Raw genomic sequence first — 24,600 nt, 5'->3', positions numbered from 1 at the left:
GCCGTGAGGCCGGCGCTGAGAGCGGCCCCGCCGCTGGCCGCCAGCGCCATCCAGACCCCGATCGGCAGGGCCGGGGAGGTCCAGATCAGCAGCCGCAGACGACTGGCGGGGGTGGGGTTCAGGGCCGCCACCAGCAGCACGGCCAGCAGCGGGGCCAGCAGAGGCAGGAGCAGGAGGCGTTGCAGCACGGAGGGGATCAGTCCGGGAGAGACCGGCGGGCGGGGCTCAGAGGCTGGCCGCGGTGGCCACCGGGCCCTCCCAGCGGCGCAGGCTGCCGAGGTCATAGCCGAGGCCATCGAACACCCGGATCACCAGAAAGTCGACCATCTCCTCCAGGCTGGTGGGGCGGTGATACCAGGCCGGAATCGGTGGGGCGATGCGCGCACCCGCCTCCGCCAGGGTTGTCAGGTTACGCAGATGAACCAGGCTCCAGGGCATTTCCCGGGGGGCGATCACCAGGGGCCGTCCTTCCTTGAGGTGCACATCGGCCACCCGCTCCACCAGATCGAGGGCCACCCCACTGGCGATCCGCCCCACCGTTCCCATGCTGGCCGGCAGGATCACCATGCCGCGGGTTCGAAAGCTGCCACTGGCGATCGCCGCCGCCTGATCGTTCCAGCGGTGACAGCGCAAGTGGCCCGTGGTCACGCCCGTGCGCTCCCGCCAGAAGCGGGTCTGGAGGTCGGGTTCGGCGGGAATGCGCACCCCCTGCTCCGCCAGCCAGACCCCGAGGGCACCGCGGCTGGCCACCAGCTCGACCGTTTCACCGGCCTCCAGCAGCAACTGCAGGCCCCGCTCCGCCAGCGGCATGGCGGAGGCACCCGTCACCGCCAGAACCACCGGATCCACCGCTCAGTCCTCCCCGTCTTCGCCGCTCTCCTCGTCGCCCTCGGGCAGCAGCACGGCCAGATCGATCTGATGGCGCAGGGCATCGACGTTCTGGATCTGCACCTCCACCTGATCCCCGAGCATGTAGGTGCGGCGGTTCTTCCGGCCCACCAGGCGGTTCTGGCGTGAGCGGTATTCGTACCAGTCGTCCTTGAGGGAACTGACGTGCACCAGTCCCTCCACCTGGGAGGGGGGGATCTCCACGAAGAACCCGTAGCTCTGCACGCCGCTGATCACACCGGTGAGGGTCTGACCCACCAGGGGTTCGGCGGCCCGGGCCTGGGCCATGGCCAGCAGGTCGGCCTCCACCTCGGCGGCGAAGCGGGCACGGCCGCTCAGCCGCTGCAGCATCGAATCGCTGCGTGCCTGATGCAGTTCGGCGAGCTGGGTGGGGGTGAGCAGAGGCCAGTCGATCGTGCCGTGGCAGCTGGCGCTCGCCAGGTCGACACGGGTCTTGTGGCGAACGCTGGGGCGGTCCTTGCCCTCGGTGAGCAGCAGAACCAGCAGCTGCTGATTCCAGAGATCGGCGTAGTGAAGCGAGGGCAGGCACCAGGGGGCGTAAGCCGCCGGTTCGGCGGCCAGCACGTGGGCCTCGGCGCTGGTGCTCAGCTGGACCGGAGGGATCACCTCGCTGAGCTGGCGCTGGAGCACGCGGCTGCGGTCGGTGGCCGCAAAGGTGGCCGCCAGGTCGCCCGGGGCGGGGGCGTTGCCGTCGTCGCTGAGCTCCACCGGGATATCGAGCCCCAGGGCCGCCTTGGCCACTTCATTGATCTCGCTGCCATCGGCCGGAGGGTTCACCGCAAACAGGGCTGGCAGCCCCAGGGCGGAGAGATGGGCGCCGAGGGCACGGTTCGCGAGGATCAGCAGCTCCCGCAGCAGGGCGGTGGGATGGTGCTCGGGAAGCTGCACCATCCAGCCCTGGCGGCGCTCCTCAGGAGCCGGGACGCAGAGGTCTGCGAGGGAGTCGAGGCTGGGGCGGGGAAGATCCAGTTCCAGGGAGCCGCGCTCCAGCCGGCGCTGCCTCAGCAGGGCCGTGATCTCCAGCAGCCGCTCCAGCAGAGGCAGCTGATCCTTGATCGGTTTGAGGGCCGCCGGGATGGTGCGTGCCTTGGGCTTGCGCTCCGCCAGGGCCTGCAGAGCGCCGCCATCGACAACAGCGTCCAGCTGGATGCTGCTGAGGGCAAAGCGGTAGTCGATCAGCTCACCCTCCGGGTTGCAGCGCAGCCCCACCGAGACGGCGGCCTGGGTTTCCCCGGGCTTGAAGGCCGCGGCCCTGCTCAGGGCCTGGCTGAGCAGGGGCAGCCAGCGACGACCCAGACAGATCGACTCCCCCTGCTCCCGCAACCAGAGATCGAGGCTGCCACCGGGGGTGAAGCGTTCCGCCACGGCCGGCACATGGATCCACAGGCGCGGGCCCTCATCGCCGTCCTCCAGGGAGATGGCGGGCAGGATCGGGGCGTCGGCGCCACTCCAGCCACTCAGCACCAGGGTCGGCAGGGCTGTCAGGTCGGTGCGGTCCTTCTCTACGGGGGCCTTCAGGCTGGAGCGCGGAGCCGCCGCCCTCTGGCGCAGACCGTGCTTGGTGAGCAGCAGATCCAGATCGGCCTCCTCACCGCCGTTGATCGGCAGGCGCCGCTCCACGTGGCCCAGGGGCGGGAACTGAGCCACCGGATAGCGGTCGAGCAGCACCTCCACCACCGACTGCTTCTCGGGGTCCAGATAACCGGCATCGGAGGCCGGCAGCTCCACCGAGGTCAGCAGCCGGTCGTCGAGGGGCACGGCCAGGATCCGGTCGTCCTGCTGCTCCACCTGGGCGAGCAGGTGGGTGGTGGCGCGCTCGAGGATGCACTGGACGCCACCCTCCGGCGAGCGGCGGCGGCCCCCCTCCCGGGTGATGCGCACCAGCACCCGGTCACCGTTCCAGGCATGGTTGAGCTGGTGATCGCGGATGTAGATGTCCTCACCGCCGTCCTCGCGCAGGGCGAAGCAGAAGCCCTTGCTGGAGCAGCGCAGGCGCGCCTCGATCAGGGTGTCGTCCTGGCGCCGCTGGATGCCGTCCTCGGTTTCCACCAGCACCCCCAGCCGGCTCAGACCCTCCAGGGCGATGCGCAGCTGGGACTTGTCCGGCTTGAGGCTCAGGCCCAGTGCCTTCTCGAGCTTGGCCACCGGCAGGGCGTCGGCGGCTGGGAGCTGGTCGAGCAGGTGGGCGACCGTGAACTTCATCGAAACGTCAGGGCGGAGTTGGAGGTGAGGCGCGCGGCATGATGCCGGCAGGGGCGTGCAGCGAAGCCCCGGGGCATCGATGTCTCCGGGGTCAACTTTACGGAGCGTCGGTTCCGGAGCGCAGGATCAGCCTCAGGCCGATCACCAGGAAGCCCAGGGAGGCGGCCAGCTGCAGGGCATCGGTGGGGATCAGGCTGGAGAGAGAGCCGCCCGCCAGGGCCCCGAGCAGGCTGGCGAGCACCAGCGCGCCGGCACTGCCCAGGAACACCGCCAGGGTGTTGCTGGAGGTGCCGCTGATGGTCACGATCGTGAGCTGGGTCTTGTCACCCAGCTCGGCCACGAACACGGTCAGGAAGGTGGAGGCCAGGAGCGGGAGCTGCATGACGGCGCCGGGGGCTCAGGGATTGGGGAAGTCGAGGACGGGCTGGAGCAGGCCGAGGCCGGCCTGGCCTCCCAGCCAGAGGCCGAGGGACACCATCAGGACGCCGGCGATCCGCTCCAGACGCTGGGCCGGCAGCACCGCAGCCAGCCAGCGCCCCAGCAGGACCCCCACCAGGCTGGAGCAGATCAGGGCCAGGGCGGCCCCGACGAACACCACGCCGGGCTGTCCGGATTCAGCGGAGAGCAGCAGAGCCGCCAGCTGGGTCTTGTCGCCCAGCTCGGCGAGAAAGACCGTGGTGAACGTGGTGACGGCCACGGCCACAAAATCCGACGACTCGGGGGTTTCCGGCTCGGAGCCTGCCCCGGTCTCGGGGCCCGTGCTCGAACTGGACTCGCTGCTGGTGCCGGCCTCGTGATTCAGGCCGGGATCCGGATCGACGGGGTCGCTCATGGCTGGTTGCGGTGCTCGCTGGGGGCTGGGCGCGCAGGTTGGCCACCAGCCTGACGGGTGGAGCGCTCGAAGCGACGCATCACGAGCGAGCGCCCTCCATACTCCTCCCGGATCTGCTGCCGGCAGCAGGCGATCGCGAAAGCCTCGCCCTGGTCGGGCGGTACGGCGAACAGCTGGGCGAGGGCGCCCACCCGGCAGAACTCGGGCCGATCGGCGTAGATGCGGCAGGTTCTCGAGCCCGTGTTGAAGTGGCGGCACCAGCCGTCCGCCCCCACCATCGAGAGGTAGAACCGGCGCTGCTCCTCACTGAGGGCCTCGAGAGCTTCGCCCCGTTGCTCCGGGTCCAGGCGGCAGCAGGCGCCGCAGCCGCTGATGCAGCTCCAGTGGGGTCCGGCGCCCATCGATCGGCTCCTGCAGCTGTGACAAGGCGTCACAGTGGCATGGGAACGGTCTTGGCTGGGGCCTCCGCGACCCGTACGCTGCCTACCGGACTGTCTTTATCCGAGCGCCGCATCCATGGGAATCGATTTCCATCTGATCGCCAATTTCATGGCGCTGGCCCTGATCACCCTGGCCGGCCCAGCCGTGATCTTCATCCTCTTCTACAAGCGCGGCGCCCTCTGATCGGGTTCAGGCCTGAAGCCCCAGCGCCAGGGCGGCCTCGTCGATGAGGGCGCGCAGGTAGGCCGGCTGATCCAGTGCCGGGAGCTCCACCTGGAGTTCCCGGCCTTCTTCGTTGCGGATCAGCACGCCATCCCCTTGACGCCGGCACCAGTACGAGCGCTGGCGCCGTCTGAGCAGCACATCTCCGCCGCCACTGCCGCGCAACCCCACCAGTTCCAGCTGCAGGCGCTCCTCCCCCTGCCAGCTGTCGCTGCGCAGGCGGAAGGCCACATCCACCAGCTCCGGCACGGTGCCTTCCCCCTGCCAGCGCCAGGCGATCGCGCGCACGCGACGGCCCTGCTGCTCGAGCTCCAGCTGAAGGTGGCCGCCCCGCAGCAGCCGCTGGCTGATCACCCGGCAGGCGCTGCTCCAGAACACCGGCGCCGGCAGCCCCGCCCCGAGGGGCTCCAGCCGCTGCAGGTCGCGCCAGAAGCCACGGCCGATGCGATCCAGGGCCAGGCAGGCCTCCGGCTCCACCGGCGAGCCACTGCCCCGGTCGCCCAGCCAGCTGGCCGCCAGTCCGTTGAGCCGCTCATGCAGATCGGCCAGCCGTTCCGCCTTCACGGTGAAGCCGCCGGCGGCGGGATGGCCGCCATGGCGCTCCAGCAGGGCGCTGCAATGGTTCAGGGCCTGATCGACCGCAAATCCCCTGGGCGCCCGCACCGACGCCCGCAGTTTTCCTCCCCCCTCGCCGGCCAGCAGGGCCACGGGCAGGCCATAGCGCTCCACCAGCCTGGCGGCCACGATGCCGATCACTCCGTGATGCCAGTGGGTCTGAGCGAGCAGCACAAAGGGGCTGGGCTCGGGCCCATCGGCTTCCACCAGGGCCACCGCCTCCGCCTCGATCGCCTCACAGAGCTCTCGACGCTGACGGTTGAGGGCCTCGCAGTCCTGGGCCAGGGCCATGGCGCGGTCGCGGTCACCGGTGGTGAGCAGATCCACCACCAGAGCGGGATCCCCCAGCCGCCCCACGGCGTTGATGCGCGGGGCCAGTTTGAAGGCCACCGCCGTGGCATCGAGGGGGCCATCCCCCAGGCCCGCCAGTCTCTGCAGCGCCTGCAGGCCGGGCAGGGGCGACGCGTGCAGCTGCCGGAGGCCATCGCGCAGCCAGCGCCGGTTCACCCCCAGCAGGGGGGCCATGTCGGCCACTGTGCCGATGCAGAACAGATCCAGAGCCATGGCGGTGGCATCGGCGCGGCCCAGCTCGGTGGCCAGCGTCATCGCCAGCAGGTAGGCCAGCCCGACCCCCGCCAGGCCCCGGTAGGGGGAGCCCTGGGGAGTGCAGGCCGGATGGAGCAGGGCCAGGTAGGGCGGTGACTCCGCGGGCAGGCTGTGGTGATCGGTGAGGATCACCTCCATCCCCAGATCGCGGGCCCGATCCAGGGCTTCCCGGGCGGCAATGCCGTTGTCGACCGTGACCAGGAGGCCCACCCCCTCGTCCTGGAGGCGTTCGACCATGCCGGTGTTGAGGCCGTAGCCCTCCTCCTGGCGACTGGGGATGGCGGCCTGCGGCCGGGCTCCCAGCCGCTCCAGCACCCCCACCAGCAGGGCCGTGCTGGTCATGCCGTCGGCGTCGTAGTCGCCGCAGATCGCGACCGTCTCAGCTTCGGCACAGGCCCGCACGAGCCGCCGCACCGCCACGTCCAGATCGGCGAAGTGCAGCCGGGGATCGGGGGCGGCGGGGGGCTCCAGCAGGTCCCTGATCGCCTCGGGGCTGTCGTAGCCCCGACGGCGCAGCACCGCCAGCAATTCCGGCGGCAGCTCGAGGGCCGCCATCCCCCTGGCCTGGACGTCGTCCTGGCTGGGCGGCAGGGGGGTGGGCAGTTGCCAGCGCTGCTCGGGCGGTGTGAAGGACAGGGGAACCTCGGGGATTGGGATCCATTCTGATCGGCTCACCTCCAGCTCCTAGCCTCGGCGGATGCAAGTCCGTGCCGCCCAGGGTTCCCTGCGCGCCCTGCTCTGGGACGTGGACGGCACGCTGGCCGAAACCGAACTTGACGGTCACCGGATCGCCTTCAACCGGGCCTTCGCGGAGCATGGCCTGCCCTGGCGGTGGGACCGCTCCACCTACATCGGGCTGCTGGCGATCAGCGGCGGGCGTGAACGTCTGCGCCGGTTCCTTCGGCGTCAGCAGGGCGAGGAGCCTGAGGGGTCGCTGCTGGACGCCCTGCACCAGGCCAAGCAGGTCCACTACCGCGAGCTGGTGGTGGCTGGTGAGGTTCAGCTGCGTCCGGGTGTGCGACGCCTGATCGAGGCGGCGGCGGCGGCCGGCCTTCAGCAGGCGATCGTGACCACCAGCGGTCGCGAAGCAGTGGCCGCCCTGCTGGAGAACCAGCTCAGCGACCAGAGCCGGTGGCTGCCGCTGCGCGTCTGCGCGGACGACGTGGCCGCCAAGAAGCCCGATCCCGAGGCCTACGTCCTGGCCCTCCAGCGCCTGGGAGTGGAGCCCGGCCAGGCCGTGGCCCTGGAGGATTCCCCGGCGGGCCTGGCCGCGGCCACCGCAGCCGGTCTGCGCTGCCTGGTGACCCTCAGTGCCGCCTTCAGCCAGGCCTCGGTCTCGCTGTTCAGGTCCGCCTCGAGCCTCACCGACGGCCTGGGCGAGCCCATGGCGCCCACCAGGGTGCTGCAGGGACCAGCTTGTGCCGGCGGCCTGATCACGCTCTCCTACCTGGAGCAGTTGCCACCCGTGCCATGAGCCCCTTGCCCGTGCAATCCACCCGCCTGCAGCAGGCTCTGGAGAGCAGCGGCCGCACGGCTCTCTCCGGATGGCGCGGCAGTTGGCGCCACCGCAGCCTGGCCTTGCTCGCCCTGCTGCTCGGACTGTTCGCCGGCAACAACGTCACCTCCTTTGTGCTCTATCAGGTGGGTCCACGCCCGTTGATGGTGCTGCTGGTGGTGGTGCTGGTGGAGCTGGTGGCTCGCCTGCGCAGCCACTGGGTCCGGGGCGAACCCTCCCTGGGCTGGGTGCTCTGCGACAACCTGCGCATCGGGGTGGTCTACGCCGTGGTGCTGGAAGGGTTCAAGCTCGGCTCTTGAGCGCCCCTCACCGGCCCTGGTGCTTCCCGCCGGAACCCCACCGCCGGCTGCTGGCCCGCTGTGGCGTCAGTGATCCCTTCGCCTGGGAGGAGGAGTGGCGTCAGCGGCTCGGGGCCTGGCAGGGCCCGCCCCACCCCAGCCTGCTCTGGGGCCTGATCCTGCCTCTGCTCAGCAGCTGCCTCCCCTGGCCTGACGGTGGCGGCGCCGGCCGGCGGCCTCCGCGGCTGATCGGACTGAACGGGCCGGTTGGCGCAGGCAAGACCACCCTGGGCCGGGAGCTGGAACGGCTGGCCCCCAGCCTCGGTCTGCGCCTGGTGGTGGTCTCGATCGATGACGCCTACCTGCCGTTCGAGCAGAGGCTGCAACGGCTGGCGGGAAATCCCTTCGGGGTGAGCCGCGTTCCACCCGGCAGCCACGACGTGCCGCTGCTGCTGGAGTGCCTGCGCCGCTGGCGCTCGGGCGAACCGCTGCGGCTGCCCCGCTTCGACAAACGCCTGCTCGCAGGTCAGGGGGATCGGGCCGGCTGGCGCCGCTTCGAAGCCGTCGATGTGCTGGTGCTGGAGGGCTGGCTGGTGGGCTGCCGGGCCCTGGGAGAGGCTGCCCTGCGCACGGCGATGGCAAGGCCCCAGATGAAGTGGAGCCACCCGCTCAGCGCGGAGGAGCTGGCCTGGCTGCCCCGCTGGGATCGGAACCTGCAGCACTACCAGCCGCTCTGGACTCAGCTCGATGGGCTCTGGTTGCTCAGACCGGTGCGCTGGAGCCTGCCGCTGCGCTGGCGGCTCCAGGCTGAGGCGCGCCAGCGCCGGTCGTCTGGGCAGGCCCTCCGGGCTTCGGAGGTGGCGGCGATGGTACGGGCCACTCTGACTTCACTGCCCCCTGAGCTCTATCAGGATGGGCTGGCGGGTCAAGCGGAGGAATCGCCGGCCGCCACGGCCTTGATCAGACTCGATGGCCAGCGGCGCTGCATCTGGAGCGGTCCGGCGCACGACTCAACCTGATCAAGCCGGGAGGATCCCGTTGAGCACTGCCCTGAGCGATCTGAGCGGTGCTCAGCTCTCGCTGTCGTCCTCGGATTCGTCGATCGGATACACGAAGCCCTGGGCACGGCCACTCAGCACGGCCTTACCGAGCGACATCGCCTTGCGGGCGGCCACTCCTGCCTTCGCCTTCCAGTGGGCATGGCGCTGATTGCGCTTGCCCTTGGAGGTTTTCTTCTTGGGAACAGCCATCCCGCACGATCAGCCAAACAACGATCTTCCGCTGTCGTGAGGCCTTTCGTCAAATCGCTAAGCTCGCTCCAGAAGCAGAACCCTGTGAGCAGCCCGCGTCCGGTGCTCCCTCTCTGGCCGGAGGGTGCCCGTGCCCTTCTGGCCGCGACGCCGGCCCAGCCGGAGGCCACTCCACCGTCCAGCACGGCGCGGGAGGGAGGGTTGATGGGCCGACTTGTGGGCCGGTCGGAACCGCCCCCCTCCTACAGCGAGCTGCTGAAGCTGATCGAGGGGGGCACGATCAAGGAACTGGAGCTCTCGCCCCGGCAGCGGGAGGTGCAGGTGCAGTTCAAGGACGGCCGCACCACACGGGTGCCCGTCTTCGCCAACGATTCGCTGCTGCTGCGCACCGCCGAGCAGAGCCGCGTCCCGCTCACCGTCCGGGATGACCGCCAGGACGACGCCACCGCCGGACTGCTGGTGAACGTGCTGCTGGTGGTGCTGCTGCTGGGTGGGCTCACCCTGCTGCTGCGCCGCTCCTCCCAGGTGGCCAGCAAGGCGATGGGGTTCGGCCGCAGCCAGCCCCGCCTGCAGCCGGAGGGCTCGGTCAGCGTCCGCTTCGAGGACGTGGCCGGCATCAATGAGGCCAAGGAAGAACTGCAGGAAGTGGTCAGCTTCCTGCGCCAGCCGGAGCGCTTCACGGCCCTTGGCGCCAAGATCCCCCGTGGGGTGCTGCTGGTGGGACCGCCCGGCACCGGCAAGACCCTGCTGGCCAAGGCGATCGCCGGTGAGGCCGGGGTTCCCTTCTTCTCGATGGCGGCCTCGGAGTTCGTGGAGCTGTTCGTGGGGGTGGGTGCCAGCCGGGTGCGCGATCTGTTCAAGCGGGCCAAGGAAAAGGCTCCCTGCATCATTTTCATCGATGAGGTGGATGCGGTGGGGCGCCAGCGCGGCGCCGGCATCGGTGGCGGCAACGACGAGCGGGAGCAGACCCTCAACCAGCTGCTCACGGAGATGGATGGCTTCGAGCAGAACTCCGGTGTGATCCTGATCGCGGCCACCAATCGCCCGGATGTGCTCGATGTGGCCCTCACCCGGCCGGGCCGTTTTGACCGCCAGATCCAGGTGGACCTGCCTGACCGCCGTGGCCGCGAAGCGATCCTGGCGGTGCATGCCCGCAGCCGCCCCCTCGATCCCTCGGTGTCGCTGAGCACCTGGGCGGCGCGTACCCCGGGGTTCTCCGGCGCCGATCTGGCCAACCTGCTCAATGAGGGGGCCATCCTCACCGCCCGCCGCCATCGCAGCAGCATCGACGACCAGGCCCTCAGCGACGCCCTGGAACGCATCACCATGGGCCTGGCGGTGGCTCCGCTGCAGGACAGCGCCAAGAAGCGCCTGATCGCCTACCACGAAATCGGCCACGCCCTGCTCAGCTGCCTGGTGCCCCATGCCGACAAGCTCGACAAGGTGACCCTGCTGCCCCGCTCCGGCGGTGTCGGAGGCTTCGCCCGCACCATGCCCGATGAGGAGATCCTCGATTCAGGACTGATCAGCAAGGCCTACCTGCAGGCCCGTCTGGTGGTGGTCATGGGCGGCCGCGCCGCCGAGCTGGTGGTCTTCGGACCCAGCGAGATCACCCAGGGTGCCTCGGGCGATCTGCAGATGGCCACCCGCATCAGTCGCGAGATGGTCACCCGCTACGGCTTCTCACCCCTCGGTCAGGTGGCCCTGGAGGGCGATGGCCATGAGGTGTTCCTCGGCCGTGATCTGCTCCACACCCGCCCCAGCTACGCCGAATCCACCGGCCGTCAGATCGATCTTCAGGTGCGTCAGCTCTCGCAGCATGCCCTGGAGCAGGCGCTGGACCTGCTGCGCCCCCGGCGTGCGCTGATGGATGAGCTGGTCGACCGGCTGATCGAGCAGGAAACCCTCGGGGGCGAGGAATTCCGGGAGATCGTCGATCGCTTCGAAGCCACGGGTGCTCTCCCTGCCGGATCCGGCGCTCAGCCGGCTGTGCCTGTGGCCGGACATGCCTGAGCCCCAGCGCCCTGTCAGACCTCCGGCCACCGAACCGATCAGGTGAAGCGGATGTCGAGGCTGCGCAGGTAGGTGTGCAGTGCGGCGTCCTGAATCGGCAGCAGCAGGGCATCCTCACCACTGTCATTCACATGGCCGTGCCAGTGGCCCGGCGGGGTCACGAAGGCGGCACCCGGTTCCCACTCCATCCTCACGGGGTTGCGGATGGTGCCGTCGGGATTGAGCTCTGGCCCCGAGAGGGTGGCGCAGCCCGGGGCGCAGGCGATCACCAGATCCAGGGCCACCGACTGGTGGCGATGGGGGGGCTGAACGGCCCCCGCCGGCACCAGTCCGTACATGGCCCAGAGGGTGTGGGTCACGGTGCGGCTGGAGGGCAGGTCCGTGTTGGCCAGCAGCAGGCTGAGCCGGTTGCTGCGGGCGCTGCTGGGATCCGCCGCCAGGGCAGCCAGCTCCCGCCGCAGCCATTCGCCTGGGTAATGGGTGGCCTCGAAGCGGGGCTGATCGGCGCTCACTCCCAGGTGGGCGAGCAGGGGTGCATCGTGGACCCAGTAGAGAACGCTCTCCTCACGGGCGTCCAGCTGGGCCGCCTCACCGCAGGGCAGCACGAACAGATCTCCCTGGCTCCACTCCTGATCCACCGCACCGCCGAGGGCACCGGCCGGCCTGCGGCAGTGGCCGGCACCACGCCAGACATAAAACAGGAAGCTGGTGGCGTTGGCTCCGGCGCTGATCGACTCACCGGCCAGGATGCGGATGAAGTTGGCGCTCAGCGCCGGGCTGGTGGCCGGTCCCCGGCAGCCCAGCTCGCTGCTGAGATCGAGGGGAAGGATGGCGCTGGGGCCGCTGGCGTGCAGTTCAGGGCCCCAGCGTCCCTCCGGAATCGGCTCGGTCAGTCCGCGCCGCACCGGATTGGCCGCCTGGCGGTAGTCGAAGAGCAGGGCCTTGCCGGCCGGGGCCATCGAGAGGGCGGCGCTCTCCTCAGGCCGCGGGGCCACAGGGGCTTCGGGAGCTTGGGTCATGGATCCAGCCGCACGGAACGTGCGCAGAGCCTATGGACGACCACCACCCTGTTGGGTGCTTGCGCGCACACCTCTGCAGGGCGGAGCACGGTGGTCAGGGGAGCCTGATCAGCCTCCGGCCACAGCGGGCACGATGCTTACCTCATCGCCGTCGGCGAGGGCCGTGGCCTGGTTGTCGAGGAAGCGGATGTCCTCGCTGTTCACGTAGACGTTCAGGAAGCGCCGCAGCTTCCCGCTCTCGTCGGTGAGCCTGGCGAGGATGCCGGGGAAGCGGCCTTCGAGGGCCTCAAGCAGACCGTCGACGCTGGTGGCCTCGAGCTCGACGCTTGCTTGATCCGCGGTGAATTTCTGCAGGGGGGTGGGGATCAGAACCTGAATCGCCATGACGGAAGTGGAAGGCGGCGGCAGCCGCCAGGAAAGGATGGTGTTGGAACGAGCGGGAGCTGTCGGCTCAGACGCCGATCGGCTCCCAGCTGGCGCGATGCAGCGACTGGGCCCGCTCCCAGGCGGCATTGAAGCTGGCCAGCTGGGGCTCGATCGTGTGCGGTTCGCCCACGGAGGAGGCCACCGCTTCTGTGGTTTTCAGGCCGTTGCCGGTGATGTAGGCCACGGTGGTTTCGTCGGGGTCGATCTTGCCCTGCTCCACCAGCTTCTTGAGCACCGCGATCGTGGTGCCACCGGCGGTTTCGGTGAACACACCCTCGGTTTCCGCCAGCAGCTTGATGCCGTCGATGATCTCCTGGTCGCTGACCGCCGCGATCGTGCCGTTGGTGCGGTTGGCGAGGTCGATGGCGTAAGGGCCGTCGGCAGGGTTGCCGATGGCGATCGACTTGGCGATCGTGTTGGGCTTCACCGGGGTGATGAAGTCGCGGCCTTCGGCGAAGGCCTGGGCGATGGGGGAGCAGCCCTCGGCCTGGGCGCCGCTGAAGCGCACCGGTTTCTCGTCGACGAGGCCCACCTTGATGAATTCGTCGAAGCCCTTGCGGATCTTGGTGAACAGGGAGCCGGAGGCCAGGGGCGCCACGATGTGATCCGGAAGTTGCCAGCCCAGCTGCTCGATCACCTCATAGCCGAGGGTCTTGGAGCCCTCGGAGTAGTAGGGGCGCAGGTTGATGTTCACGAAGCCCCAGCCGTAGGTGTTGGCCACCTCGGAGCAGAGGCGGTTCACCTGGTCGTAGTTGCCCTTCACCGCCATCAGGGTGGGGTTGTAGATGAGGGTGCCCAGCACCTTGCCCATCTCCAGATCGCTGGGGATGAACACGCAGCACTCCATGCCGGCGTGGGCCGCGATGGCGGCGGTGGAGTTGGCCAGGTTGCCGGTGGAGGCGCAGCTCACCGTGGTGAAGCCCAGCTCCCTGGCGCGCGTGAGCGCCACCGACACCACCCGGTCCTTGAAGGACAGGGTGGGCATGTTGACGCCGTCGTTCTTGATGTAGAGGTTCTTCAGGCCGAGGCGGCGGGCCAGCCGGTTGGCCTTGAGCAGAGGGGTGAAGCCGGTGCCCACATCGATGGGATCCCCCTCGATCGGCAGGAACTCGCGGTAGCGCCAGATGGAGGTGGGGCCGGCCTCGATCGAGGCGCGGCTGACGCGACGTCGGATCTCGTCGTAGTCGTAGACGACCTCGAGGGGGCCGAAGCAGACGTCCTCACAGACGTGGCGGGCACCGGCTTCGTAGGGGTGGCCGCATTCCTTGCAGCGCAGTCCCGTGAAGGTGGTGCGGGAGAGGGTGGCGGTCACGGCCCGACAACAGCTGTGCAGGCAAGTTAGCAGCGGCGGCCGAACCATTACGTAAAAGCCGATCTGCAGGGTCGGGTATATGGTCCGCCCAGGTGGCGCCGTGCTCATGGGCGGGACGGGCGTTGTGGCCCGCCGCTGTCTAGCCTCAGCCCGTGGCCTCCCGTTTTCCGCGCCTGCTGTCGCTGCCTGCGGCCCTGGCTGTGCTGGTGTTCCTCCCGCTGGCGCTGGTGCTGATCTCCCGGCTGGGCCTCGAGCTCGACTGGTTCGCCCAGTTCGGCTTCGAGTCGGTGCTGTGGCGCCGCTGGTGGCTGCAGATCGTGGCGTTCCTGCTGGTGATGGGGCTTGGGGTTTCCCTGCAGATGCAGCAGCTGCAGCGGTGTTGGCGCCTGCGCAGCGCCAGTGCCACCAAGGTGATCCCGCGCCACGCGATTCTGCGGCTGGAGCCCCTGCCCCTGGTGCTGGTGCTGACGGGTCTGGAGCTGCTCCTGGCCGCCGGACTCACCTACCTGATCGTCCAGGCGCGGGGGCTGATCGGCTCCCCCTTCAGTGGAGAGATCTTCAGCGGCTTTGCGGTGCTCGCTGAGCTGCCGCTGCCTCTGCTGGTCGCCCTGGCTGCCGGCCTGCTGCTGCCGCTGCTGGTGAAACCGCTGCCGACTCTGAGGCTGGTGCTGGTGGCGGCCCTGGCCGGATCCGCCACCGCCCTGGCGAGGGGCTGGAGCCTGTGGTTGCCGGCTCTGCTGGCGGTGCCGTTCGGTGAGGGGGATCCCCTCACGCATCTCGATCTCAGCTTCACGGTTCTGCGCCTGCCCGCGCTTCATCTGCTTCTGAGTGTGCTGATCGCCCAGACCACCGTGGGCCTGGCCTCCTGCCTCTGGCTCACCTTCACCGAAGGCAGCAGTTTCAGTGATCTGCGCTTCGTGGGGCTCAGCCGCGATCAACAGGCCGCACTGAAGTCGCAGTTTGCCCTGCTGGCCCTGCTGATGGCCTTCAGCAGCGCACTCGCACCATTCGATCTGATGGTGGAGGGCAGCGGCGTCGCCTCGGGCGCCGGCTTCGTCGATCTGTATGTGCGGCTGCCCCTGCGTCTGCTGCTGGCGGCACTGATGCTGCTCATGGCGGCCGGCCTGCTGCTCTCGGTGCGACGCCACTGGTTGCGCCGGGCGGTGCTGCTGCCCCTGCTGGGAACCCTGTTGCTCGTGCCGGTGGCCGAATTCCTGGTGGCTCCCCAGGTGCAGCGCTTCTGGGTCCAACCGCGGGAGCTGGAGGTGGAGGCCCCCTATCTGAAGCGGAGCATCCAGGCCACCCGCCGCGCCTTCGGCCTGGAGGGTCTCAAAGAACAGATTCTCGAGCCCCAGCAGAAGGTGACACAGGACGACCTGGAGGCGTCGCAGGGAACCCTGGCCAACATCCGCCTCTGGGACAGCAAGCCGCTGCTGGCCGCGAACCGCCAGCTTCAGCAGCTCCGGCTCTACTACACCTTCCCTTCGGCGGCGGTCGACCGCTATCCCCTTCTGGGGGATCCTCTGCGCAACGGTTCCCAGCAGGTGCTGATCGCGGCCCGGGAACTCGACAGCGCCGCCCTGCCGCCCGGGTCTCGCACCTGGCTGAACCGACACCTGGTCTTCACCCATGGCTACGGCTTCACCGTTTCGCCGGTGAACAGCTTCGGCAGCGACGGCCTGCCCCAGTTCTTCGTCAAGGACCTGGGCAGCAGCGGCCGCGTTCAGGGCATCCCGAAGCTCGGCATCAGCGACGAGGCGGCTCGAGAGGCCCTGCCGGTGGGCCGCCCCCGTCTCTACTACGCCTCGGCGCCTGCGCCCTATGTGATCGCGCCCACCCAGGTGCAGGAGTTCGACTTCCCGGACGGCGAGCTCAACGTCTACACCCACTACGACGGGGAGAGGGGAATCCTGCTGAACAACTCCTGGCAGCGATTCAAGGCGGCGGTCTATCTGCGGGAGCCCAGGGTGCTGCTGACCGGATCCTTCACGCCCGAGTCACGTCTGCTCATCCGCCGTCAGGTGAATCAGCGCCTGGAGGCCCTGGCCCCCTTCCTGCATTTCGAAACCGAGCCCTATCTGGTCACCGCCCGGGTCGAGAACGAGCCGGGCTTCCGCGATGAGCAGCACCAGTACTGGATGCTCGATGGCTTCACCACCAGCAGAAGTTATCCCTACAGCGATGCCAATTCCAGCGGTATTCGCTACTTCCGCAATCCTGTCAAGGCGGTGGTGGACGCCCACGACGGCCGGCTCTGGCTGTATGTGAACGACCCCTCAGACCCGATCCTGCGCACCTGGCAGAGGGCCTTCCCCGAGCTGTTCAAACCGCTGGAGGCCATGCCTCAGGCTCTGTTGAGCCATATCCGGGTGCCGCTCACCCAGTTCACGATTCAGTCGGAGCGCCTGTTGCGCTATCACGTCACCGATGTGCGCACCTTCTACAACGGCGACGACGTCTGGGCGGTGCCGCTGGAGATCTACGGATCCAGCAACATTCCGGTTGAGCCTTATCACGCCACGCTGCAGCTGCCCCGCCAGCAGCGGCCTGAATTCGTGCTGCTGCTGCCCTTCTCGCCGGTGCGGCGCACGAACCTCGTGGGCTGGCTGGCCGTTCGCAACGATCCACCCCACTACGGTGAACTGGTGCTGGTACGTTTCCCCCAGCAGCGGTTGTTGCTGGGCCCGCAGCAGATCTCGGCACTGATCGAGCAGGACCCCACCATCAGTTTCCAGTTCGGACTGTGGAACCGCACGGGGTCGCAGCTGGTGCGGGGCAATCTGCTGGTGTTGCCGGTGGGCAAGGGGCTGCTGTACGTGGAGCCGATCTACCTGCAATCGAAGAACAATGATCTGCCCACGCTGGTGCGGGTGGTGGTCACCGATGGCCGACGCTTCGCGATGGAGCCTGATCTCGACAAGGCGCTGCAGTCCTTGATGGCCCAGGGCCCAACCGCCCCTTCGGTCGCCCTGCCGCTCTCCGCGCTCGAGCCCCTGCCCTGAATGCCAGCCGCTGCTGGAGTGCTGGAGTGCAAGCTATGAAAAGGGCCCCAACCGGGCCCATGAAAAAGGGCCCCGCAGGGCCCGTGATCAGAGAGAGACGTGATTCGCGTCGGCGGGAGGCTCAGACGGCCACGGCGGTCTTGGGATCGAGGGCGCCCTTGGCGTAGAGGGCGGCGTAGTAGTTGATGTTCTGCTGCTTGATCTTGCTGGCCTGGCCGGCACACCAGAACTGCTGGTAGCGATCGAGGCACACCTTCTTCATGTAGGCGCGGGCCGGCTTGTTGAAGTGGCGGGGGTCGAAGTTGGCGGGATCCTTGAAGGCCGCTTCGCGGACGGCGGCGGTGAAGGCCAGACGGTTGTCGGTGTCGATGTTCACCTTGCGCACACCGTTCTTGATGCCGTTCTGGATCTCCTCCACGGGCACGCCATAGGTTTCGGGGATGGCGCCGCCGTACTGGTTGATCATGTCGAGCCACTCCTGGGGCACGGAGCTGGAGCCGTGCATCACCAGGTGGGTGTTGGGAATGGCTTTGTGGATCTCGGCGATCCGGGAGATGGCCAGCACTTCACCGGTGGGCTTGCGGGTGAACTTGTAGGCGCCGTGGCTGGTGCCGATGGCGATCGCCAGGGCATCGACCTTGGTCTTGGCCACGAAGTCGGCGGCCTCGGCAGGATCGGTGAGCAGCTGATCGCGGGAGAGGGCGCCCTCGAAGCCGTGGCCGTCCTCGGCCTCACCCTTGCCGGTTTCCAGGGAGCCCAGGCAGCCCAGTTCGCCCTCGACGCTCACACCCACCGCGTGAGCCACATCCACCACTTCCTTGGTGACGGCCACGTTGTAGTCGTAGCTGGCGGGGGTCTTGGCGTCGGCCTCCAGGGAGCCATCCATCATCACGGAAGTGAAACCGTTGGTGATGGCGCCGAAGCAGGTGGCGGGGCTGTTGCCGTGATCCTGGTGCATCACCACCGGGATGTCGGGATAGGTTTCGGTGGCGGCGAGGATCAGGTGACGCAGGAAGTTCTCACCGGCGTACTGACGGGCGCCGCGGGAGGCCTGCAGGATCACGGGGCTGTCGGTTTCGTGAGCCGCCTCCATGATCGACTGGACCTGCTCCAGGTTGTTGACGTTGAACGCCGGAATGCCATAGCCGTTCTCAGCGGCGTGGTCGAGGAGCAGCCGAAGCGGAACGAGGGCCATGGGAAAAACCTCTGGAGGTTGAGTGGGTGGTGCGTCAGGGTCGGCCCCGGAGGGCCGGATCACCGGCGTCGGGACCTTGACGCGGGCTGGGCGCGAGTCTAGTTGATCCCCTGAGATTCAGGCCTCAGGGGCCGAGGCTCTGGCGCAGGCCACTGGCGGCGGCCTCGAGGGCCAGGTCGCAGCAGAGCTGGCTTCGCTCTCCTTCAGCCAGGCCCGGCAGCATCGGCCGGCCCTCACGCACGCTGTCGCTCCACCAGCCCTGGAGCCTCGCCACCGGGGCGATGCGGCCGTCGGCCCAGGTGCGGCCAAAGGCCAGGGCCGGATCGGCCGGCACCAGCTGGGGCGGCTCCCCCGGCCGGGCCAGCCAGAGGTGGAAGCCGTGCACATAGTCGGCCTGGTTGTCGCTGCCCAGGATCAGGCTGGCCTCGCTGCCGTGGAACTCGAGCCAGCAGCCCCGGCCGGCGCGGGTCACCGACGAGAGGCTGAGCTGGGCCGGCACCGAGACTCCTGAGGGCGCCTCCAGCTCCAGCTGAAGCAGGGCCACATCGTCGGCGTCCACGACTCCGAAGCGATCAGGACGTCCAGGCAGGGGCCGCCGGGTGATGGCGGTGGAGAGGCTGGCGCTCAGCTGGCGCACCGGCCCCACCAGCCACTCCAGGCTGTCGAAGGCATGGGTGCCGAGGGACCCGAGCACTCCGCCCCCCTGGGAGCGCTGCGACGCCCAGCTGAACGGCCTGCCGGGATCGGCCCGGCTGCTCATCAGCCAGTCGAAGCGCACCAGCCAGGGATCCCCCAGCACTCCCTGGCTCAGCAGCTCCCGCAGCTGCTGGAACACCGGGACCGCCCGGTACTCGAAATCCACAGCCACGCTCAGGCCCCGCTCGATCGCCAGCCGCCTCAGCTCCCGCACCTGCGCCACCTCCAGGGCGACGGGCTTCTCCAGCAGCAGGTGCTTGCCGGCCTCCAGGGCAGCGCGGGCCAGCTCGAAACGGGGGGCTGGCGGGGTGGCGATCACCACCGCCTCCACGGCCGGGTCCGCCAGCAGCGCCCCGAAGTCGGTGTGGCCAGGGAGTTCAGCCGACCGGCAGGCGGTCTCCAGGCGTTCGGCCCTGGGGTGCCAGAGGGCCACCGGTTCGGTGCCAGGGCAGGCGCGCAGGGCGCTCAGGTGCACCTTCTCCCCGAAGCCGAGGCCGGCCACGGCGACCTGAAGGGGATGACTCATGGCACTCGGGCTCAGGGTTCAGAGGATCAACGGGATGCCAGCAGGTCGGAGCCGGCTGAACAGGCCTGATCCAGCACCGCGCTGATCAGGTCATCTCCGCCTGTGGGCTGCCACTCGGCCTTGAAGCGGGGCAGGCCGTTCACTGACGTGTCGCGGTAGAGCTTCTGACCGCAGTCGAGTTCCATGACGTAGAGCTGGCCTCGATCCTCCGAGGCCGGCTGGAAGCGGGTGAGCACCGAGAGCTCGCCGTCCCGGCTGAGGCGCAGGCTGCCCTTGTCCCACCACTGACGGCCGGCGGGGCTCTCGGGCACCTCCTGCCAGTTCACCGGTCCGGCGTGGGCGGGGCCGGAACCCGCCGTCAGGGCGAACAGCAGCAGCGCTGCCGCCAGCATGGCGGCACGCAGCCACCGGCGCAGAGCGTTCATGCCGCCACCGGGGCCGTTGTGGGGGCCGTGACGCCGTGCAGCCGCAGCAGACTGGCGAGGGTGCTGCGCAGGCGGGTGCGGGGCACGATCAGATCGACGAACCCATGCTCCTGGAGGTACTCGGCGGTCTGGAAGCCTTCGGGGAGTTTTTCGCGCAGGGTCTGCTCGATCACGCGTCGGCCGGCGAAGCCGATCAGGGCCTTGGGTTCGGCAAGGATCAGGTCGCCCAGCATCGCGAAGCTGGCGGTCACTCCGCCGGTGGTGGGATGGGTGAGCAGAGGCATGTAGAGGAGCTCCTGCTGGCGGTGGCGCTGCAGGGCACCGGAGATCTTGGCCATCTGCATCAGGCTGAGCATCCCTTCCTGCATGCGGGCACCGCCGGAGGCGCAGACGATCAGGAGAGGCTGGCGCCGTTCGGTCGCCTGCTCGATCAGGCGGGTGAGTTTCTCGCCCACCACCGAACCCATCGAACCGCCCATGAAGCGGAAATCCATCACCCCCAGGGAGAGGGGCAGGCCCTCGAGGAGGCAGTGGCCGGTGACCACCGCATCGCGCAGGCCGGTGGACTGCTGGGTGTCGCGCAGGCGGTCCGCGTAACTGCGACGGTCCTTGAAGGCGAGGGGATCGGTGGGGGCCAGCTCGGTGTCGATCGCGCAGAAGCTGCCTTCATCGGCGATCACCCGGATGCGGGCGTCACTGTCGATGCGGTGGTGGTAGGAGCAGCCGCTGCAGACGCTGGCGTTGCCGATCAGATCCTTGCGGTACACCACAAGTCCGCATTCCGGGCATTTGCTCCAGAGCCCGTCCCCTTCTTCGATCTCCTGGGTGGCGCGCACCACCGGATTGGCTTTGCGGCGATCGGCGAACCAGTCGAACAGGGACACGGGATGGGACCTGGCAACGGAGCGGTGAGTCCATTAAAGGGTGGCGCCCCACCGGCTCCATTGCTGCAGCCACCAGCCCTCTCCAGCCAGCCAGACCGCCACGCCCCCGAAGGCGAGAAAGGGACCGAATGGAAACGGCTGAGCCGGCCCGAGCCGTCCGCTCAGCCGGCCGAGAACCCCCACGGCCGCACCGCTGCACACCGCCAGGGCCACGGCCAGTCCCAGGCCCGTGAGCCCGAGCCAGGCCCCCAGCAGGGCGGTGAGCTTGGCGTCGCCCAGCCCCAGGGCCGGTTTGCCCATCAGCCGCTCGGCCAGGGCACTGAGCCCCTCGAAGGCGAGCAGCCCCAGACAGGCGGCGAGCAGGTGATTGAAGAGCAGGGCCCGGGCGATCTCCCCCGGCTGACTGAGCCCGGCGCTGAGGGTGACCGCCAGGCCCAGCAGCAGACCCCAGCGGCAGAGGGGCTCCGGCAGCCAGAGGTGGTCGCAGTCGATCAGCACCAGAGGCAGCAGCCAGCTGATCAGCAGCCAGCCGGCGCCGACCAGCAGCCAGGCGGGAGCGTCCCCAAGAGCGGTGGGGCTGGCCTGAAGGGCGGCCACCCACAGGCCGGCGCAGAGCAGTTCCACCAGGGGGTAGCGCGGGGAGATCCGGCCGCGGCAGTTCCCGCACCGGCCCTGCAGCAGCAGCCAGCCCAGCACCGGCAGGTTCTGATGCCAGGCCAGGGACACGCCGCAGCGCGGGCAGTGACTGGCGGGCAGCACGACCGACTCCCGCCGCGGCAGCCTCCAGGCCACTACGTTGACAAAGCTGCCGACACAGGCCCCGACCAGGGCCACCAGCAGTGGAATCAGGAGGTCGACGGCCGTGTCGGGCACCACAGGCATGGCACTAGGGCGCAGTTGGCGTTGGCTCAGCCACGCTGGGGGCTGCGCATCGTGCGGGGTCGGCCAGCGCTGCGGCCGCGGATCATCTCCAGCGGCACGAACTGCTCATCCGGCAGGAGCACGGGCGCCTCGAACACCACCCGGCCCTGACCACCGCCGCTTTCGAGCACGATCCCGATCGGCTCGCCTCCCCCCGGGCACTGTTCCACGTAGTGAAAGTAGACGCGGCGCGCCTGCTTGATGACCACGCCGCTGTTGATCTGATCCCAGCGCACCGGAGGGTTGCCGGGATTGGAGGCCCCTCGGATCTCGAAGGACGGCATGGCCGCCTTTCTGGGACCGGTGGAAGCCGCCGGGGTTGCGGGGTCGAATGATGGAGGTGTGGCGAAGGTAATCGGCCTCACCCAGTCCGATCGGCACCGACAGCTTAATCGCTCAAGCGAGTTTGTTCTTATCCTCGATCAGGCGGTGAATGATCGGAGTGAGGATCAGCTCCATGGCGAAGCCCATCTTGCCGCCGTTGACCACGATGCTGGTGGGACTCGACATGAAGGAGCCGTTGATCATCCGCAGCAGATAGGAGAAATCGATGCCCCATTTCTCGCGGGCTCCCTTGCGGAAGTGGATGATCACGAAGCTTTCGTCTGGGGTGGGGATGTTGCGACAGATGAACGGGTTGGAGGTGTCCACCGTGGGCACCCGCTGGAAGTTGATGTCCGTACGGCTGAACTGCGGGCAGATGTGGTTGATGTAGTCGGGCATGCGGCGCAGGATCGTGTCCACGATCGTCTCGGCCGAATAGCCCCTCTCGGCGTTGTCGCGGCTGATCTTCTGGATCCACTCCAGGTTGGCGATCGGCACCACACCGATCAGCAGATCCACGAGGGAAGCCACGTCGTAGCCGTCGCCGACCACTCCGCCGTGCAGACCTTCGTAGAAGAGCAGGTCAGTCTCTGAGGGAATCGGCTCCCACGGAGTGAACTGGCCGGGCTCCAGCTGGGTGCCGAGACGCGCGTTGTGCTCGGCTGCTTCCTCCACGGAATGGAGGTAGTAGCGCTTCTGGCCGCCACCGGTTTCTCCGTAGGCCTGGAACTGCTCGGCCAGCTTGTCGAACAGGTTGGCCTCGGGGCCGAAGTGGGAGAAGTTGATCCCGGAAGCCTGGGCCTGGGCCATCTGCTCCTTCATCGGGCCGCGCTCGAAGCGGTGGAAGCTGTCCCCCTCGACAACCGCCGGCACGATCCCCTCCCTCTGGAAGATGTGCTCGAAGGCACGCTTGACAGTGCTGGTCCCCGCGCCCGAGGAACCGGTGACAGCTACAACCGGGTGACGCTTGGACATCGGCGCAGGGGGGAGAGGACGAAGGGATCGAGTTTGGCAGGTCACCGGTCCAGCAGCACGTGCCCGCCAGCGGTGCAGCCGTTCAGAGTTCCGCCAGCAGCTGCTCGCCCATGGCCGCGCAGCCCAGCCGGGTGCAGCCCTCCGCCATCAGATCGCCCGTGCGGTAACCGGAGCTGAGCACCCGGTCGACGGCTGCTTCCAGCTCGCTGGCGGCCGCCTCCTGCTTCAGGCCCACCCGCAGCATCATCGCGGCGGAGAGCACCATCGCCATCGGGTTGGCCAGGTCGGCCCCGGCGATGTCGGGGGCTGAGCCGTGCACCGGCTCGAACAGCCCGGGACCTTCAGCGCCCAGGGACGCCGAGGGGAGCATGCCGATCGAGCCGGTCAGCATCGCCGCCTCGTCGCTGAGGATGTCACCGAAGAGGTTGCCGGTGAGCAGCACATCGAACTGGCGGGGGGAGCGCACCAGCTGCATCGCCGCGTTGTCGACGTAGAGGTGGCTGAGCTCCACCCGGGGGAACTCGGCCGCGATCAGCTCCACCCGGTCGCGCCAGAGCTGGCTGACATCAAGCACGTTGGCCTTGTCGACGCTGCAGAGCCTGCCGCCCCGCTCGCTGGCCAACTGAAAAGCCACCCGGGCGATCCGGTCGATCTCGTCGTCGGCGTAGACCATGGTGTTGAAGGCCCGCACCCGGCCTTCGGCCTCCACCCGCCCCTTGGGGGTGCCGAAGTAGATGCCGCCGGTGAGTTCGCGAACTACCAGCAGATCCACGCCGGTGATCACCTCCGGCCGCAGGCTGCTGGCCCCGATCAGGGCCGGAATGATCTTCACCGGGCGCAGGTTGGCGAACAGGCCCAGGCCTGACCGCAGGCCCAGAAGGCCGGTTTCGGGCCGCTGCTCCCGGGGCAGGGCATCGAAGCGGGGGCTGCCGATCGCCGCCAGCAGCACGGCGTCGGCGCTGCGGCAGGCCGCCAGGGTGGTCTCCGGCAGGGGCACACCCGTGCGGTCGATGGCGTCGCCACCGATGGGTTGCTCGTCGTAGGTGAGGCTGAAGCCATGGCTCGTGCTCACCGCATCGAGCAGGCGCCGCGCCACCGCCGTGATCTCCGGTCCGATGCCGTCGCCGGGGAGCAGGGTGATCCTGTAGCTGGTCATCGGCAAGGAAGCGCTGGGCGCGAGGCTACTTCTGCAGCTGGCGCAGGGCCTTCGCCATCTCCGGCAACTTGTTGAAAGCCGCGGAGCAGCGCAGCCACAGACGGTTGGGAATGGCCGGATAGCCGCTCACCACCTCGCCGGCGGCCACCTCCCCGTGGATCCCCGACTTGGAGGAGGCGATGGCCCGATCCCCGATCCTGGCCCGGTTGGCCACACCCACCTGCCCGGCCAGGATCACCCCATCGCCGAGGGTGGCGCCGCCGGCGATGCCCACCTGCGAGGCCAGGGCACAGCCACGGCCGGTGACCACCCCGTGGCCGATCTGGACCAGGTTGTCGATCTTGGTGCCGGCGCCGATGCGGGTTTCCCCCACCGAGGGGCGATCGATGGTGGTGCCGCAGCCCACTTCCACGCCCTCCTCCAGCACCACCAGGCCGGTCTGCGGCATCTTGCGCCAGCCGCTGGCGGTGGGCACGAACCCGAACCCCTCCGAACCCACCACCGCCGTGGAGTGCACCACGCAGCCGCGGGCCAGACGGCTGCCCGGGTGCAGCACCGCATTGGCGTGGATCTCACAGGCCTCCGCCAGCTGCACGTCCTCGTAGAGGACGGCACCGGCGTGGAGGGTGCAGTCATCCCCGATCACGCTGCCCTCACCCACCACCACATGGGCGCCGATGTGAACACTTCGCCCCAGGCCCACCCCCGGGGCGATCACGGCGCTGGGGTGGATGCCCGGCGGCAGGCGGCGGGGGGGGTGCAGGGCCTCGAGGGCCTCGGCGAAGGCCAGCCGCGGGTTCTTCAGGGCCACCCAGGCGATGCCCCGGGCGCTGGCGAGCTCCTGCAGGGCGGCAT

At 69.0% G+C, this 24,600-nt stretch carries 25 protein-coding genes and 1 pseudogene; 6 read left to right on the top strand and 20 right to left on the bottom strand.

Annotation, left to right across the window (positions count from 1 at the left end; genetic code table 11):
- The 6 genes and pseudogenes from VB734_RS03480 to VB734_RS03455 all read right to left on the bottom strand — a co-directional run.
- A pseudogene (locus VB734_RS03480) lies at window positions 1-188 on the bottom strand (hypothetical protein); the annotation flags it as partial.
- A gap of 37 nt (window positions 189-225) precedes the next feature.
- Window positions 226-849, bottom strand: coding sequence for a flavin prenyltransferase UbiX (locus tag VB734_RS03475; protein WP_197164925.1), 624 nt, complete (start codon window positions 847-849; stop codon window positions 226-228).
- A 3-nt stretch (window positions 850-852) separates the two neighbouring features.
- Entirely contained in the window at window positions 853-3,111 is a 2,259-nt protein-coding gene (locus VB734_RS03470) for an RNB domain-containing ribonuclease (RefSeq protein ID WP_197164923.1), read from the bottom strand.
- Window positions 3,112-3,208: 97 nt separating this feature from the next.
- Complete coding sequence (locus VB734_RS03465; RefSeq protein WP_006170625.1) at window positions 3,209-3,493, bottom strand: TMEM165/GDT1 family protein; 285 nt, start codon at window positions 3,491-3,493, stop codon at window positions 3,209-3,211.
- 15 nt (window positions 3,494-3,508) lie between these two features.
- Window positions 3,509-3,943 (bottom strand): TMEM165/GDT1 family protein, encoded by a 435-nt coding sequence (locus tag VB734_RS03460; RefSeq protein ID WP_197164921.1) that lies wholly within the window; start codon window positions 3,941-3,943, stop codon window positions 3,509-3,511.
- Window positions 3,940-4,344: a YkgJ family cysteine cluster protein gene (locus VB734_RS03455; protein WP_197164919.1), complete on the bottom strand. Its 405-nt coding sequence runs from the start codon at window positions 4,342-4,344 to the stop codon at window positions 3,940-3,942. The genes VB734_RS03460 and VB734_RS03455 overlap by 4 nt, the downstream gene beginning before the upstream one ends.
- Before the next feature lie 115 nt (window positions 4,345-4,459).
- Between VB734_RS03455 and psb30 the strand changes: the two genes are divergently transcribed.
- Window positions 4,460-4,567 (top strand): photosystem II reaction center protein Ycf12/Psb30, encoded by a 108-nt coding sequence (psb30, locus tag VB734_RS03450; RefSeq protein ID WP_197164917.1) that lies wholly within the window; start codon window positions 4,460-4,462, stop codon window positions 4,565-4,567.
- 6 nt (window positions 4,568-4,573) lie between these two features.
- On the opposite strand, the gene recJ is transcribed toward psb30, so the two are convergent.
- On the bottom strand, window positions 4,574-6,502 hold the full coding sequence (gene recJ, locus VB734_RS03445; protein ID WP_197164909.1) for a single-stranded-DNA-specific exonuclease RecJ: 1,929 nt from the start codon (window positions 6,500-6,502) through the stop codon (window positions 4,574-4,576).
- A 22-nt stretch (window positions 6,503-6,524) separates the two neighbouring features.
- Here recJ and VB734_RS03440 point away from each other — a divergent pair, with 22 nt between their 5' ends.
- Genes VB734_RS03440 through VB734_RS03430 form a run of 3 tightly spaced genes read left to right on the top strand, consistent with a single transcriptional unit; the run spans window position 6,525 to window position 8,640 of the window.
- Window positions 6,525-7,301, top strand: a complete 777-nt coding sequence (locus VB734_RS03440; RefSeq protein WP_197164907.1) for an HAD-IA family hydrolase — start codon at window positions 6,525-6,527, stop codon at window positions 7,299-7,301.
- Window positions 7,298-7,642: a DUF565 domain-containing protein gene (locus VB734_RS03435; protein ID WP_197164905.1), complete on the top strand. Its 345-nt coding sequence runs from the start codon at window positions 7,298-7,300 to the stop codon at window positions 7,640-7,642. Before VB734_RS03440 ends, VB734_RS03435 begins: the two co-directional genes overlap by 4 nt.
- On the top strand, window positions 7,639-8,640 hold the full coding sequence (locus tag VB734_RS03430; protein ID WP_197164903.1) for a phosphoribulokinase: 1,002 nt from the start codon (window positions 7,639-7,641) through the stop codon (window positions 8,638-8,640). Before VB734_RS03435 ends, VB734_RS03430 begins: the two co-directional genes overlap by 4 nt.
- 51 nt (window positions 8,641-8,691) lie before the next feature.
- On the opposite strand, the gene rpmF is transcribed toward VB734_RS03430, so the two are convergent.
- Complete coding sequence (gene rpmF, locus VB734_RS03425; RefSeq protein ID WP_197164901.1) at window positions 8,692-8,871, bottom strand: 50S ribosomal protein L32; 180 nt, start codon at window positions 8,869-8,871, stop codon at window positions 8,692-8,694.
- A 204-nt stretch (window positions 8,872-9,075) separates the two neighbouring features.
- Here rpmF and ftsH point away from each other — a divergent pair, with 204 nt between their 5' ends.
- Window positions 9,076-10,884: an ATP-dependent zinc metalloprotease FtsH gene (ftsH, locus tag VB734_RS03420; RefSeq protein ID WP_197166963.1), complete on the top strand. Its 1,809-nt coding sequence runs from the start codon at window positions 9,076-9,078 to the stop codon at window positions 10,882-10,884.
- A 38-nt stretch (window positions 10,885-10,922) separates the two neighbouring features.
- Here ftsH and VB734_RS03415 read toward each other — a convergent pair whose 3' ends face one another.
- The 3 genes from VB734_RS03415 to thrC form a co-directional block, all read right to left on the bottom strand.
- Entirely contained in the window at window positions 10,923-11,903 is a 981-nt protein-coding gene (locus tag VB734_RS03415) for a cupin (RefSeq protein WP_197164899.1), read from the bottom strand.
- A gap of 108 nt (window positions 11,904-12,011) precedes the next feature.
- A complete protein-coding gene (locus tag VB734_RS03410; RefSeq protein ID WP_197164898.1) occupies window positions 12,012-12,287 on the bottom strand; it encodes a MoaD/ThiS family protein in 276 nt (91 codons plus the stop codon).
- A 67-nt stretch (window positions 12,288-12,354) separates the two neighbouring features.
- On the bottom strand, window positions 12,355-13,641 hold the full coding sequence (gene thrC, locus VB734_RS03405) for a threonine synthase (protein WP_231594789.1): 1,287 nt from the start codon (window positions 13,639-13,641) through the stop codon (window positions 12,355-12,357).
- Between the two features lie 152 nt (window positions 13,642-13,793).
- Here thrC and VB734_RS03400 point away from each other — a divergent pair, with 152 nt between their 5' ends.
- Window positions 13,794-16,643 carry a UPF0182 family protein gene (locus tag VB734_RS03400; protein ID WP_197164894.1) on the top strand — a complete coding sequence of 950 codons (2,850 nt, stop codon included), beginning with the start codon at window positions 13,794-13,796 and terminating at the stop codon, window positions 16,641-16,643.
- Between the two features lie 121 nt (window positions 16,644-16,764).
- Here the strand turns inward: VB734_RS03400 and fba are convergent, their stop codons facing one another.
- The 9 genes from fba to lpxD form a co-directional block, all read right to left on the bottom strand.
- Window positions 16,765-17,838, bottom strand: coding sequence for a class II fructose-bisphosphate aldolase (gene fba / locus VB734_RS03395; protein WP_197164892.1), 1,074 nt, complete (start codon window positions 17,836-17,838; stop codon window positions 16,765-16,767).
- Window positions 17,839-17,962: 124 nt separating this feature from the next.
- The gene (locus tag VB734_RS03390) at window positions 17,963-19,060 is read right to left on the bottom strand and encodes a Gfo/Idh/MocA family protein (RefSeq protein WP_197164890.1); all 1,098 of its coding nucleotides are present in this window, start codon (window positions 19,058-19,060) and stop codon (window positions 17,963-17,965) included.
- Between the two features lie 26 nt (window positions 19,061-19,086).
- A complete protein-coding gene (locus tag VB734_RS03385; protein WP_197164888.1) occupies window positions 19,087-19,485 on the bottom strand; it encodes a hypothetical protein in 399 nt (132 codons plus the stop codon).
- Window positions 19,482-20,369 (bottom strand): acetyl-CoA carboxylase, carboxyltransferase subunit beta, encoded by an 888-nt coding sequence (gene accD, locus VB734_RS03380; protein ID WP_322781419.1) that lies wholly within the window; start codon window positions 20,367-20,369, stop codon window positions 19,482-19,484. The genes VB734_RS03385 and accD overlap by 4 nt, the downstream gene beginning before the upstream one ends.
- A 33-nt stretch (window positions 20,370-20,402) precedes the next feature.
- Entirely contained in the window at window positions 20,403-21,251 is an 849-nt protein-coding gene (locus VB734_RS03375; RefSeq protein ID WP_322781420.1) for a prepilin peptidase, read from the bottom strand.
- A gap of 26 nt (window positions 21,252-21,277) precedes the next feature.
- Window positions 21,278-21,574 carry a hypothetical protein gene (locus tag VB734_RS03370; RefSeq protein WP_322781421.1) on the bottom strand — a complete coding sequence of 99 codons (297 nt, stop codon included), beginning with the start codon at window positions 21,572-21,574 and terminating at the stop codon, window positions 21,278-21,280.
- Between the two features lie 112 nt (window positions 21,575-21,686).
- Window positions 21,687-22,589: a phosphoribulokinase gene (locus tag VB734_RS03365; RefSeq protein ID WP_322781422.1), complete on the bottom strand. Its 903-nt coding sequence runs from the start codon at window positions 22,587-22,589 to the stop codon at window positions 21,687-21,689.
- 82 nt (window positions 22,590-22,671) lie between these two features.
- A complete protein-coding gene (gene leuB / locus VB734_RS03360; RefSeq protein ID WP_322781423.1) occupies window positions 22,672-23,745 on the bottom strand; it encodes a 3-isopropylmalate dehydrogenase in 1,074 nt (357 codons plus the stop codon).
- A 25-nt stretch (window positions 23,746-23,770) separates the two neighbouring features.
- Window positions 23,771-24,600 (bottom strand): UDP-3-O-(3-hydroxymyristoyl)glucosamine N-acyltransferase (gene lpxD, locus VB734_RS03355; protein WP_323242926.1); only part of this gene is annotated, 830 nt, incomplete at its 5' end.

The sequence above is a fragment of the Synechococcus sp. BA-124 BA4 genome (assembly GCF_034931165.1).
Note: the sequence above shows the minus strand (reverse complement) of the source record. Positions and strands in the feature narration are given on the sequence as shown.